Origin of the sequence: Bradyrhizobium sp. WSM1743 (assembly GCF_000473065.1) — a bacterium.
Taxonomy (GTDB): Bacteria; Pseudomonadota; Alphaproteobacteria; order Rhizobiales; family Xanthobacteraceae; genus Bradyrhizobium.
In genome coordinates, this window is record NZ_AXAZ01000043.1 from 17,903 (window position 1) to 30,487 (window position 12,585).

Genomic DNA, 12,585 nt, shown 5'->3' on the forward strand with positions numbered 1-12,585 from the left:
TATGTAAGGTACAAGAGCAAAAGTAAAGCAAAAACAAGGTCCGGGTAAGCGCGAAAGATCGTTGGAGATCAGCGGCTTAGTTCGGGATGGCAGCAAAAGGCGGTGTGATGATGGAGGCAATTCGCGGGTTCTGGATGGCGTCGGCGACGCCGCTGGCGGCCGATGGTAGCGTGGATCACGCCCGGCTCGCCGGCCACGCCAAGCACCTCTTCAGCGAGGGTGTCGATGGCGTCGTGCTGTTCGGCACCACCGGCGAAGGCACCTCATTCAATGTCAGCGAACGCGTCGCGACCATCGAAGCGATGCTCAAGGCCGGCATCGCGCCGGAGCGTATTGGACTGGGCGGCGGCTTTCCTGCCATCACCGATAGCATCGCGCTCACGCGCGCCGTGCTCGGCCTCGGCCTGCGTCACGTGCTGCTGCTGCCGCCCTACTTCGATCGCGGTGTCACACCGGAAGGTATCGAGGATGCCTTTGCCGCGATCATCGACGGCATCGCCGACGACCGGCTGCGCGCCTATCTCTATCACATCCCGCAGACATCGGGCGTTGCGATCCCTGCCAGCGTCGCCGCGAGCTTGCGCAAGCGTTATGGCAAGCAGGTCGCGGGCCTGAAGGACTCCAGCGGCGACTTCAAGCAGTTCCAGGCCTTCCGTGCCGCAGCTCCCGAGCTCGCCATCACCGTCGGCAACGAAGCCGATATCGCCCGCGCGATCGCTGCCGGCGGCGCCGGTACCATCTGCGGCATGGCCAACGTCGTGCCTGAGCTGGTCAAGGGCATGGTCGACGGAAAGGATGTCGAAGCGCGCATGCAGGCTGCGATTGACGTCGTGCTGAAGACGCCGTCGTTCACCGCGACGCTGAAAGCGATCCTTGCGGCACAGACCGGCGATGCAGCCTGGTTGCGCGTGCGCCCGCCGCTCCGTGCCTTGTCCGACGGCACTGCGTTCAAGCGGAAGCTCGACGCGTTGATCGCGCCTGCCCTCGCGTGAGCCTGCGCAAGATCGCGACGCGCGGCCGCGAATTCGCGTGCTGCGTGCCGCGCTCGGCATGACGGCAATTGGAGATTGCTGTTCAGCGCCGCTCCGTTCTTAGAACGATTCAACACTAGAGCGATTCAAGTCCGCTTACGGTTCTCTTCACGCATAGCGGCTGTTAGACGCGCAAGCTTCAATGCAGCGTCTGACCTGGAAGTGAATCGAACGTGCGTGCTCATCTGGATGTCCGCGACAGCGGCCATCGGACTCGTGCCGGCAAGAGCCGTGCCGGTCTTCTCATCGGAGCGGCTGTGCTGCTCGCCGAATGCCCCTCCAACATGACGAGTGCGCAGGCGCAATCGGCCCTGCCGCCGGTGACGGTGGAGGCGCCGACGCTGCGGCCGAAGCCAGCGCGGGCGTCGGACCAGTCTTCGCGCCGCACGCAAGCCGCCGCGCGCCAGCGTAATCGCAATACGGCACCCGCCGCGCCGACGCTCTCAGAGCGCGCGGCCGCGGAGGCTGCCGCACAGCAAGCCGCAAAGCTCGGCTACCGCGCGATGCCGAGCGCGACCACGCTGCGCAGTGGCGCCTCGCCGCTCGACACCTCGCAAGCCGTCAATGTCGTGCCCGAGCAGGTGCTGAAGGATCAGCTGCCGCGCAACATCGACGACGCGCTCGGCAATGTCTCAGGCATCACCCAGACCAACACGCTCGCCGGCACCCAGGACGCCGTCATCCGTCGCGGCTTTGGCGACAATCGCGACGGCTCGATCATGCGCAACGGCATGCCGCTGGTGCAGGGCCGCAGCCTCAACCGTGCCGTCGAAAGCGTCGAGGTGCTGAAGGGCCCGGCCTCTCTGCTCTACGGCATCATGGATCCCGGCGGCATCGTCAACACCATCAGCAAGCGTCCGGAGCTCTATCAGCATGGCTCGGTCACGCTGCTCGGCTCGGCCTTCAGTGCCTCCAAGACCGGCGCCGACGGCCTGCTCGACGTCACCGGCCCGATCGGCGACCGGGGGCTTGCCTATCGCTTCATTGGCTATGGCGTCAGCGAGGATTACTGGCGCAATTTCGGCCGGCACAGGGAAATGCTGGTGAACCCGTCGCTGGCCTGGTACGGCGACACCACGACGGTTCAGCTCACCTATGAGCACCGTGAGTTCATCACTCCGTTCGACCGCGGCACGTCCTTCGTCAAGGGAGCGCCGCTGGCGATCCCGGCGACGCGCCGGCTCGACGAGCCTTTCAACAATATGTGGGGCACCTCCGACCTGATGCAGGCTTCGGTCGAGCAGAAACTCGACGACAATTGGAAGGTCACCGCGGCTTACAGCTACAACACCGAGACCTTCAGCGCCAATCAGCTCCGCATCACCAATGTCAACGCCACGACCGGCGTCGAGACCCGCAGCAACGACGGCACCCGTAACTCGCTGAGCAACGCCAGCTACGGCACCGCCTATTTGCAGGGCGACGTCTGGATGGGCGGCTTCCGCCACGAGATCCTGTTCGGAGGCGAGGCGCTGTATCGCACGATCGATCGCCACGACTTGATTCGGCAGGTGACGCCGAGCTTCAATTTCTACAACCCGGTCTACGGACTGGTCGTGCCGGGAACGACCGTTTCGGCAACCGACAGCGAGCAGACCGACAAGCTCGCCACCCGCGGCTTCTTTGCTCAGGACACCTTCCATCTGACCAACTGGCTGTCGGTAGTTGGGGGCGTCCGCTGGATGGAATACGAGCAGCTCGCAGGAAAGGGCCGGCCTGTCTTCGTCACGAACACCAATCTCGTAGGCGACAAGGTGCTGCCGCTCGGCGGCGTCATCGTCAAGCTGAACGAGCAGCTCTCGTACTACGTGAGCTATACGCAGTCGCTGAAGCCGACCTCGACCATTGCGGCTTTCACCACCGGCTTCGTCGTCGACTCCACCATTGCGCCCGAACAGGGAACGCAGTGGGAGACCGGGCTGAAGTTCGATGTCAACAAGCGGCTGTCAGGCACCCTGGCGGTCTACGACATCGAGAAGAAGAACGTGCTGGTGCTTGATGACATCGGCAACGGCAAGTCGGCTGCGCGCACCTCTGGTGCTGCGCGGTCGCGCGGCGTCGAACTGGATGTTACCGGCAAGCTGACCGACCAGTGGAGCATGATTGGAAGTTACGGCTATACCGATGCGCGCCTGATCAATGATCCCGTCGTCGGCAACGCAAAGCTGCTGAACGTCGCGATGAACACGGCCTCGCTCTATCTCGTCTATGATTTCGGCGACGCGCTCCCCGGTCGCCTGCGGCTCGGCGGCGGCGCGCACTACGTCGGTGACCGGCCCGGCGACACCGCCAACAAGTTCTTTCTGCCGGCATACACCGTCGCGGACATCTTTGCGACCTACGACACGAAGGTCGACAATTTGCCGGTGACTTATCAGTTCAACGTCAAGAACCTGTTCGACAAGGTCTACTACACATCCACCACCGGCAACGCCCTCAACGTCGCCATCGGCGATGCGCGGCGTGTCTCGTTGTCGGCGACGGTGAAGTTCTAGCCATGGCAGCGCGGTGGGGACACACGATCAAGGCGTTCCTGTTCCAGGTCCATTCCATCGCGGGCCTGGTCCTCGCGCTGCTGGTGTCCCTGATCGCGCTGACCGGCGCGATCATGAGTTTCGAGGACGAGATCGTCGATCATCTCAACGCCGGCATCATGCAGGTCGCGCCGCGTCAGGCGCCCATACTGATGCCGGACGCGCTGGTCGCGCGACTGAAGGCGGCGCAGGATTTCGGCAAGGTCTCGGCCGTCACGCTGTCGAGCGATCCGTCGGCGGCGGCCCACGTCCGCTTCGGCCGCGACGAGCAGGGCGGACGCCCGGCCTCGCTCTATGTCGATCCCTATGACGCGCACGTGCTGGGCTCGCCCCGCGGCGAGGCTTTCTTCGCGACCGTGCGCAAGCTGCACCGCTGGCTGCTCATTCCAGGCGACGGCAAGGGCTGGGGACGCCCGATCACCGGCACGATCGCGCTCGGTCTGATCGTCATGCTCATCTCGGGTCTCGTGCTGCGCTGGCCGCGTCGCGCCGGCAGCGTGAAGATGTGGCTGAAGCCAAATCTCGGGCTCAGCGGCCGCGGACTGCACCGGACGCTGCACACCGTGATCGGAACCTGGGTTCTCCCGATCTATCTGACGATGACGCTCACCGGGCTGTGGTTCTCTTTCGAATGGTACAAGGATGGAGTCGCCTGGCTGCTGTCGCGTCCAGAAGTCTCTGCCGCGAAGATGCAGCCAAAAATGTCCGCGAAGGCGCCGCGGGCGGCCGGTCGTGCCGACCCGGCTCAGCCGATCGGATTCGACCAGGCATGGACGACGTTCCAGCGCGAGGAGGGCGGTCGCTTCTCCAGGGCTCTGCTGACGCTGCCGGCTGGCCCGGGCACGGTGATACGGATCCGATCGTGGGGGAAGGATAGGACGCTCGAGACCACGCGCGACGAATTTCGCATCGATGCGGCCAGCGGGCAGCTGGTCTCCGCCGAGCGCTATGACGACAAGACGTTCGGCGAGAAGATCATCGCGGCGATCTACGACATCCATCGCGGCGCGATCCTGGGATGGCCGGGCAAGCTTGTCTTCATGATTGCCGCCGCCTTGATGCCGCTGTTCTCGGTCACGGGAATCCTGCTCTATCTGTCGCGCCGCAAGCTGCGGCGCCCGGCGCAGCCGCCGCTCGGGCAGCTCGTTCCCGGCGAATGAGCCGAGAAGGCTAGCCAACGCGCTCTCAATCGTCCAAAAGCCCATGGCCTGTCCTTCCTAGGGTCCATGCCATGAAGCTACCAACGGTCACCCCCGCCGCCATCCGCCGCGCACTGCTCCTGCGCGAAGAGATCGCGCTGCTCGATCTCCGATACGAGGCCGCCTTCGCGACCGGTCATCCGCTGTTCGCCGCCAACATGGCCGCCGAGCGGATCGCGGTCGAGGCCGAGGTCAGGCTGCCGCGCAAGGATGTGCCGATCGTGCTCTATGATGACGGGGAGGGGCTGGTCGCGATGGGAGCCGAGCGTCTGGCCGCGCTCGGCTACACCAATATCAGCGCGCTCGACGGCGGGCTGACGGCCTGGCGCGCGGCGGGCTTTGAGGTTTTCGAGGACGTCAATTCCTACTCGAAAGCGTTCGGCGAGCTGGTCGAGTCGCGCCGCCACACGCCCTCGCTCAGCGCCGACGAGGTGGCAAAGCTCGTCGCCGATAAGGCCAACATCGCCATCCTCGACGTCCGCCGTTTCGACGAATATGCGACCATGAACATCCCGGGCTCGGTCAGCGTGCCCGGCGCGGAGCTGGTGTTGCGGGCAGGGCAGGCCGCGCCCGATCCTGAAACCACCATCATCGTCAATTGCGCCGGCCGTACCCGCTCCATCATCGGCACCCAGTCGCTGATCAATGCCGGCGTGCCCAATAAGGTTCGCGCGCTGCGCAACGGCACCATCGGCTGGACGCTGGCGCGCCATGCGCTCGATCACGGCGCCGACAGGCGCGGCGCAATCGGCCCGTTCGAGGGCGGCCCGGCCAACGCCCGCGATGTCGCCTATCGCGCCGGTGTTCGCCATATCGGCGCGAACGAGATGTCGGCGCTTGCCGCGCAGACCCATCGTACGCTCTATCGCTTCGACGTGCGCGATGCCGAGGACTATGCGACCGGCCATCTCCCCGGCTTCCGCCATTATCCCGGCGGCCAGCTCGTCCAGGAAACCGACATGGCCGCGCCCGTGCGCGGTGCGCGCATCCTCCTGACCGACGACAGATGCGTCCGCGCCGACATGACGGCGTCCTGGCTGGCGCAGATGGGCTGGGAGGTCTATGTGCTCGAAGGCGGCTATGACGGTGCGCGCGAGGTCGGCCCGCCGCAAATCTTGCCAAAGCCGGATCCGGCACACCGCTACCGCCGCCCCTATGAAGGCACTGATGTGGCCGAAGCTGCGATGCAGGCCTATCTCGATTGGGAATACGGCCTCGTCGAGCAGCTCCGCCGCGACGCCACGCACGGGTTCTATGTGATTTGATGCTGACCAAGGGGGCGAACCCGTTTCCGTCACCCTGAGGCGGCCGCCTCGGCCCTCGAAGGGCGACGGCCCGGCTACAGTGGGGCCGTTCATCCTTCGAGGCTCCCGGCGCGATGCCGCGCATCGCGCCACTCGCACCTCAGGATGACGGATCAGCTGCTGTGAGCGAGCGGAACGGAGCTGGTGGGATGCCAAGCCCACCTCCCGCCCCGCCATCTTCTCCCCGTATCCGACCCCTATTGTGCTCGGGCTCGTCTGCGGTCTATGAGCTGCGGCAAAGCCGCCATTCCAGGAGATTCCATGTCAGCCCCAGGCCAAAGCCCTGAGCGAAGCGCCAAGGCGCTGCTGCTCGAAGGCGTCAATGACAGCGCCGTGGACCTGTTCCGGAGCGCGGGTTTCACCAATGTCGAGCGGCTGACCAAGGCGCTGGAGGGCGAGGACCTGCGGCGCGCGCTCAAGGGCGTGTCGCTGCTCGGCATCCGCTCGCGCACCCAGATCACCGATGAGGTGCTCGCCGCCGCCGACCAGCTTCTCTCGGTCGGCTGCTTCAGCGTCGGCACCAACCAGGTCGACTTATTGGCCGCGCGCAAGCGCGGTATTCCGGTGTTCAACGCGCCGTTCTCCAACACGCGCAGCGTCGCCGAGCTCGTGATCGGCGAGATCGTGATGCTGCTGCGGCGGATCTTTCCGCGCTCGGTGTCGGCCCATGCGGGCGGCTGGGACAAGTCGGCGACCGGCAGCCGCGAGGTGCGCGGCCGCACGCTCGGCATCGTCGGCTACGGCAATATCGGCTCGCAGCTTTCGACCCTGGCCGAAGCCATGGGCATGCGCGTGATCTATTTCGACCGCACCGACAAGCTCCGCCACGGCAACACCGAGCCGGTCGAGAAGCTGGAGGAGCTGCTGGCGCAGAGCGACATCGTCAGCCTGCACGTGCCGGAGACGCCGGAGACTGCGGGGATGATCGGCGAGAAAGAGATGCGGGCGATGAAGCCGGGTTCGTTCCTGATCAACAACAGCCGCGGCACCGTGGTCGATCTCGACGCGCTCGCGCGCGCCTTGCGTGACGGTCACCTCGCCGGTGCGGCAATCGACGTGTTTCCGGTCGAGCCTTCGTCGAACGCCGAGCGCTTCAACAGCCCGGTGCAGAGCCTCGAGAACGTCATCCTCACGCCGCATATCGGCGGCTCGACCGAAGAGGCGCAGGAGCGGATCGGCGGCGAGGTGGCGCGCAAGCTGGTCGACTATTACATCACCGGCTCGACCATGGGCGCGGTGAATTTCCCCGAAGTGCAATTGCATCTTCGCCCGTCCGGCGCGCGCTTCAGCCATGTCCATCGCAACGTGCCGGGCATGCTGCGGCGGCTGAACGAGGTCTTCCTCCAGCGCGACATCAACATCGCCGCGCAATATCTGGAGACCGCTGGCGACCTCGGCTATGTCGTGCTCGACGCCGATCTCGGTGGTCAGGATTCCGGCGAGCTGCTTGAGCAGATCCGCGGCCTCGAAGGCACGGTCGGCGCGCGGCTGGTGTTCGAGCACTAGAGGCTTGTTGACGGCCGTCAGGAGGTCGCATTCAATGCGGTCTCCTGACAGATCGAACAAACAAAAAAGCTGGGTGGAAATGATGACTCTGACGAGGGCGAAGCTGTGCGCATGGCTCGTGGGGACGGCGGCCGCGTTGAGCGCGGACTCCGCGTTCGCCGTGACATTGACGGAGGACGCGGACACGGTCTGCAAGGGCCTCGTTGGCGGCACTGACGCCGTGAAGATCGATTCCGCGACCCTGCAGGCACCATCGCCTCTCGCCGTCGCCGAACGTGGGCCGACGCCGTCCGGGCGCATCACGCCGGCCAACCCGCGCTTCTGCAAGGTGCTCGGCCATATCGACCCCACCGATCCCAAGGCACCGCCGATCCGATTCCAGGTCAACCTTCCCGTCGAATGGAACGGCCGCTCGCTGCAATATGGTGGCGGCGGTTTCAATGGTGTGCTGATCACGGGGCTTGCGCTGCCGCCGGCCTATCCCTTCGACAAGCCGTCGCCGCTCGCGCGCGGCTTCGTCACTTACGGTACGGACTCCGGCCACGAATCCAAGCCGGGCGAGCCGCCGCAGCTTTTCGCGCTGAACGACGAGGCCTTCGAGAATTTCGCCCATCGCGCCTACAAGAAGGTGCGGGACGCCGCCGTCGCGCTGATGCAGCGCGCCTACGGCAAGAAGCCGGAGAAGATGTACTTCATGGGCTCGTCGGAAGGCGGCCGCGAAGGCCTCACCATGGCGCAGCGTTATCCCGACGATTTCGACGGCATCTTCGCCCGCGTGCCCGTGATCAATTGGGTCGGCCTGCAGCATGCCGGCACGCGCTCCGGCCTCGTCACCATGGGCGAGGGCTGGATCAACCCGGCGCAGGTCAAGCTCGTGGGCGAGGCGGTGCGCGCGGCCTGCGACAAGGCCGACGGCTCCGACGATGCGCTGGTGCAGGATCCCGTCGGCTGCAAGGCGGCGTTCAAGGCCGAGACGCTGCGCTGTGCGGCGGCCAAGAGCGGCGATCAGTGTCTCACTGACGCGCAGATCAAGGCGATCGAGACGCTGCACGCGACCTACAAATTCCCGTTCGTGCTCGCCAATGGCCTCGACGATTATCCGGGCTGGGGCGTGTCGGGCGAGGACACGCCAGCGATCGGGCCGACCGGCGGCTGGGTCGCGTGGTGGCTCGGCACCGCGCCGCCGGCGCAGCCGCCTGCACCGAATAACGGCATCGCCTGGATCTACGGCGCCGGCGGCATTCAATATGTGTTCGCGCGCGATCCGAAGCTTGATGTGACCACCTACAAGATGGAGGACCATAAGGCGCGGCTGCTCGAGGTCTCTAGCCTGATGGATTCCACCGATCCCGATCTGAGTCGTTTCCGTGCACGTGGCGGCCGGCTGATCATGCTCGAGCACATGGCCGACTACGCGCAGAGTCCCTATGCCGGCATCCGCTATTTCGAGAGTGTCGAGCGCAAGATGGGCAAGGCCGAGACCGCGGAGTTCGCGCGGCTCTACACCGCGCCCGGCGTCGACCACGTCGGCTCCGGCGCGCCCGCCAATGTCGACATGCTGAGCGTGCTGGTCGACTGGGTGGAGAACGGCAAGGCGCCCGGCGACGTCGAAGTCAGCGAGCAGAAGGTCGAGGCGCCGTCGTTTGCAGCGACGCGCGCGCTGCCGCTGTGCCGCTGGCCGGCCTGGCCGCATTACAAGAGCGGCCCGGTGACCGAGGCCTCGAGCTTTACCTGCGCACCCTAAGGCGCGATGCGATTAGGATGAATCGTCATCGCGCTTTAGGGTATTGTTTGAGCATGATCTATTCGGAAAACCGCTACACACTTTTCCGGATCATGCTCCAGCTCAGGCCAATCATTGCCCCGCCGCCATGGCCTGTGCGCCTCCGAGCAATTGCGCATTGAGCCGGCCGCCGGAGAACAGCATGTCGTCGAGCGCCTCGTCGATATCGGCGGAGATCACGGAGTTGCCGCCATCACGCGCGAGGCTGGCCTGCGCAAGTCGCCGCATCAATTCTTTGATGAATGCGCAACTCGTACCTTCGCTGCGCTGGGCGGCCTCCGCGATGATCGTATCCTCAAGCGGAAGTCCTTTACCATAAAGCCGCACCAGCTGGCCGCGGCCGGTCTCATCGGGGAGTGGCACTTCAATGGCTTGATCGATGCGGCCAGGGCGACCAGCAAGGGCTCCTTCAAGGTCCTCAGGCCGGTTGGTGGTCAGGACGAACAGGATATCTGCGTCCTCCTTCAACCCGTCCATCTCGTTGAGCAGCTTATTCAACATGGACTCCTCGCAGGGGCCCATGTCGTCGCGGTCGCGGGCTATGAGATCGACGTCCTCGATCACAACCATCGAGGGTTGGAGCAGCCGCGCCAGGCTCATATAGGCGCCGAGAAGGCCGATTTGCTCGGCGGTGATGATCAGCGTCGTATGCCCGGGCAAATGTGTTGCGAGATAGCGGATCGTGTGGGTCTTGCCCGTGCCTGGCGGTCCGTAAAGCAAGATGCCTTTGCGTGTCGACTGGCCGAGCCGGCGCAATTGATCGCGGATGTCGACGAAAGTCAGAACGTTGCGATCGAGCAAGCGTAAGGTCTGCTCGGGCAGGATCACGTCGTTCCGCGATACCGGCGCCAACCGATGCACGGTGATGCCGCGCGAGCGGCCGCGGTAGTCGGAATCGGCGTCGAGCGACAGGATCTTGCCGCGATAGCTGCGCGCAGCTTGTACGGCCTGCTCCAGTTCGCCAAAACACGTCTGGACGAGGGCCGCGCCTGCAGTGCCTGACGGCACAAGAATCTCGATCCGAATTCCCGGTTCGCGGCTGAATTCGCGGTGAGCGCAGAGCAAGACCGCATAACGGAGACCATCCTGCTCGCACAACCACAGACCGTTATCGAGACATTTGACCGGGGCCTTCTCGCCGACATCCACATCTGAATATTGCAGTGGTGCAATCGCGGTCGCATAGCGACCGTCCCGCAGGAGCCGCGAGATCGACAGCGTTTCGTAGCGTTGTTCCTCGTTCAGCCCGAATAGCTGAATTCCCTCGCTGAACAATCGGTCGATCGCGGCCTGGACGTCTACTCGCATGTGGCCGGGGAACTGCCGGATGGTGGTCACGAGTTTGCTGCGCGCGACGTCGGCAAAATGCCAGTCCAGCACGTCGCAAGCGTATTCGAACTCCTCCGGCTCCGGCGGCGGCGGCGTGGTGTCTGCTGCGCGAATACAGTCGCTGCACAGCCAGACTGTGCGCTCCCCGATCCGCACCTCCATCTGTCCTTCAGGCTTGCCGCAGAGCTCGCAAGGGGTCCTGATCTCTTCAAGCGTGATCTTCAGCGGCTGCTGGCGGAGCCAAATGTATTGTTGGGCCGACTTGAAGAGTGCCTCTGCGACGGATTGCGGGTAGGGACCGCAGGCAGCTTTCTCCTCGCGCTCGATCCGGGCTATCAGCGCGGAGGCTTCACGGTCCGTCTTGCCGAAAACCTGGCGGAGCAGTCCGATGACGAATTCGTCCGGCGTATCGTCGTCATTGTGAATCACCAACTGAGCCGGCCCACGCTCCTCGTACGCACTTTCCGTCATGAAATGACCCCCACTGCAACTTGAGCTAGAATAGAACAAATGAGGAACACAAAACAGGGCAGCCGTCAAGCGGGATGGTCGCCATTTCCATTTGATGCTCGATCCCGATCCGCTGATCTGCTCGCGACCTTCGCGCGCCGGGTCGGCAAAGACCATCGTCTTTGACAATCCGAGCCAGCCTGACTATATATTTCGCATGCGAAATAAAGGCGCCGGCGCCAGACACCATCGGCTGATCTATCTGCTGAGCGTCGCGCACCGCCGGCTGCAGCGCTGGATGGCGGCGCAGGCCGAGAGCGAGGTGACGCCGGCGCAGGCCGGCCTGCTGTTCATCCTCGGCAAGCAGGATGGTGTGCTGATCGGCGAGGCGGGCGCGGCACTCGATCTTGGGCCGGCCGGCATTTCCGGCCTCGTCGACCGCACGGCGGCCGCCAAGCTGATCGAGCGGCGGGCCGACCGCGAGGATGGCCGCGCCTTTCGCATCTGGCTGACGCCGAAGGGACTCACCGCGCTGGCGCAGGCGAAGGCCGGTGCGGCCGAGGTCAACGCGGCGCTGACGGAAGGATTCACGGCCGCGGAGATCGACGTCGTCGCGCGCTGGCTGACGAGCATTCAGGACAAGTTTCCAAGAGGAGCAGACGAATGACCGAGCACGTCCGGATCGAGAACAACGGTGGAATTCTGAACCTGACATTGGCGCGTCCCGACAAGAAGAACGCGCTGACCGATGCGATGTATGGCAAGCTGGCCGATGCAATCGAATCCGCCGAGTTCGATCCGTCCGCTCGCGTGATCCTGATCCGCGGCGAGGGCGACATGTTCACCGCCGGCAATGACGTCGGCGAGTTCGCCGCGGTCGCAGCCGGCAAGTCCGAAGGCAGCCGCAACGTCGTGCGGTTCATCCAGTCGCTGGCGCGCTGCACGCGGCCGCTGGTCGCAGCCGTGCAGGGCCGTGCCGTTGGCGTCGGCACCACGATGCTGCTGCATTGCGATCTCGTCGTGCTCGCCGACGATGCGCAACTGTCGACGCCTTTCGTCAGCTTGGCGCTGGTGCCGGAGGCCGCCTCCAGCCTGCTGATGCCGGCGCGCATCGGCTACGCGCGTGCCTACGAGATGTTCGCGCTCGGCGAGACCGTTGCTGCCAAGTCGGCGCTGGAATGGGGCCTTGCCAACCGCGTGGTGCCGCTCGACAAGCTCGACGCCGAGGCGCTCGCGCTGGCGCAGCGTCTCGCCCGCCAGCCGGCCGGCGCCCTCATCGCGACCAAGCGGCTGATGCGTAACGGCGAGGCGCTGGTCGCGCAGATGCAGGCCGAAGGCGAGCAGTTTGCGCAGCGTCTGCGCACCGCCGAAGCGCGCGAGGCCTTTACGGCGTTTGCCGAGCGCCGCCTGCCGGATTTCACGAAGGTGGCGTGAAGGGGCGGCGGCCCG

The 12,585-nt window shown here is 65.1% G+C and carries 9 protein-coding genes and 1 pseudogene; 8 read left to right on the top strand and 2 right to left on the bottom strand.

Annotated features, from left to right (window positions below; translation table 11 throughout):
* Positions 1-107 precede the first annotated feature (107 nt).
* From YU9_RS0123680 to YU9_RS0123695, 4 genes are all read left to right on the top strand, one after another.
* Positions 108-992, top strand: coding sequence for a dihydrodipicolinate synthase family protein (locus YU9_RS0123680; RefSeq protein WP_027575024.1), 885 nt, complete (start codon positions 108-110; stop codon positions 990-992).
* Positions 993-1,204: 212 nt separating this feature from the next.
* The gene (locus tag YU9_RS0123685; protein WP_027575025.1) at positions 1,205-3,526 is read left to right on the top strand and encodes a TonB-dependent siderophore receptor; all 2,322 of its coding nucleotides are present in this window, start codon (positions 1,205-1,207) and stop codon (positions 3,524-3,526) included.
* Positions 3,527-3,528: 2 nt separating this feature from the next.
* Positions 3,529-4,725, top strand: a complete 1,197-nt coding sequence (locus YU9_RS0123690; RefSeq protein WP_027575026.1) for a PepSY domain-containing protein — start codon at positions 3,529-3,531, stop codon at positions 4,723-4,725.
* Positions 4,726-4,796: 71 nt separating this feature from the next.
* Positions 4,797-6,029, top strand: coding sequence for a rhodanese-like domain-containing protein (locus YU9_RS0123695; RefSeq protein ID WP_027575027.1), 1,233 nt, complete (start codon positions 4,797-4,799; stop codon positions 6,027-6,029).
* A 152-nt stretch (positions 6,030-6,181) separates the two neighbouring features.
* Here the strand turns inward: YU9_RS0123695 and YU9_RS51135 are convergent.
* A pseudogene (locus YU9_RS51135) lies at positions 6,182-6,226 on the bottom strand (hypothetical protein); the annotation flags it as partial.
* Positions 6,227-6,329: 103 nt separating this feature from the next.
* Here YU9_RS51135 and serA point away from each other — a divergent pair.
* Together serA and YU9_RS0123705 are read left to right on the top strand one after the other, a co-directional pair.
* Positions 6,330-7,574 carry a phosphoglycerate dehydrogenase gene (gene serA, locus YU9_RS0123700; RefSeq protein WP_027575028.1) on the top strand — a complete coding sequence of 415 codons (1,245 nt, stop codon included), beginning with the start codon at positions 6,330-6,332 and terminating at the stop codon, positions 7,572-7,574.
* A gap of 82 nt (positions 7,575-7,656) precedes the next feature.
* Positions 7,657-9,318, top strand: a complete 1,662-nt coding sequence (locus YU9_RS0123705; protein WP_027575029.1) for a tannase/feruloyl esterase family alpha/beta hydrolase — start codon at positions 7,657-7,659, stop codon at positions 9,316-9,318.
* A gap of 111 nt (positions 9,319-9,429) precedes the next feature.
* Here YU9_RS0123705 and YU9_RS0123710 read toward each other — a convergent pair whose 3' ends face one another.
* A complete protein-coding gene (locus YU9_RS0123710; protein ID WP_245266503.1) occupies positions 9,430-11,313 on the bottom strand; it encodes an ATP-dependent Clp protease adaptor ClpS in 1,884 nt (627 codons plus the stop codon).
* A gap of 40 nt (positions 11,314-11,353) precedes the next feature.
* Between YU9_RS0123710 and YU9_RS0123715 the strand changes: the two genes are divergently transcribed.
* On the top strand, positions 11,354-11,803 hold the full coding sequence (locus tag YU9_RS0123715; protein WP_027575031.1) for a MarR family winged helix-turn-helix transcriptional regulator: 450 nt from the start codon (positions 11,354-11,356) through the stop codon (positions 11,801-11,803).
* A complete protein-coding gene (locus YU9_RS0123720; protein WP_027575032.1) occupies positions 11,800-12,570 on the top strand; it encodes an enoyl-CoA hydratase in 771 nt (256 codons plus the stop codon). Before YU9_RS0123715 ends, YU9_RS0123720 begins: the two co-directional genes overlap by 4 nt.
* The last annotated feature ends 15 nt before the right edge of the window (positions 12,571-12,585 follow it).

What these genes read in the sequence shown, in the direction of transcription:
- YU9_RS0123690 (WP_027575026.1), top strand. Translation starts at nt 3,529, where the DNA reads ATGGCAGCGCGGTGGGGACACACGATCAAGGCGTTCCTGTTCCAGGTC.
- serA (WP_027575028.1), top strand. Translation starts at nt 6,330, where the DNA reads ATGTCAGCCCCAGGCCAAAGCCCTGAGCGAAGCGCCAAGGCGCTGCTG.
- YU9_RS0123710 (WP_245266503.1), bottom strand. Translation starts at nt 11,313, where the DNA reads ATGGTCTTTGCCGACCCGGCGCGCGAAGGTCGCGAGCAGATCAGCGGA.
- YU9_RS0123715 (WP_027575031.1), top strand. Translation starts at nt 11,354, where the DNA reads ATGCGAAATAAAGGCGCCGGCGCCAGACACCATCGGCTGATCTATCTG.
- YU9_RS0123705 (WP_027575029.1), top strand. Translation starts at nt 7,657, where the DNA reads ATGACTCTGACGAGGGCGAAGCTGTGCGCATGGCTCGTGGGGACGGCG.
- YU9_RS0123720 (WP_027575032.1), top strand. Translation starts at nt 11,800, where the DNA reads ATGACCGAGCACGTCCGGATCGAGAACAACGGTGGAATTCTGAACCTG.
- YU9_RS0123680 (WP_027575024.1), top strand. Translation starts at nt 108, where the DNA reads ATGATGGAGGCAATTCGCGGGTTCTGGATGGCGTCGGCGACGCCGCTG.
- YU9_RS0123695 (WP_027575027.1), top strand. Translation starts at nt 4,797, where the DNA reads ATGAAGCTACCAACGGTCACCCCCGCCGCCATCCGCCGCGCACTGCTC.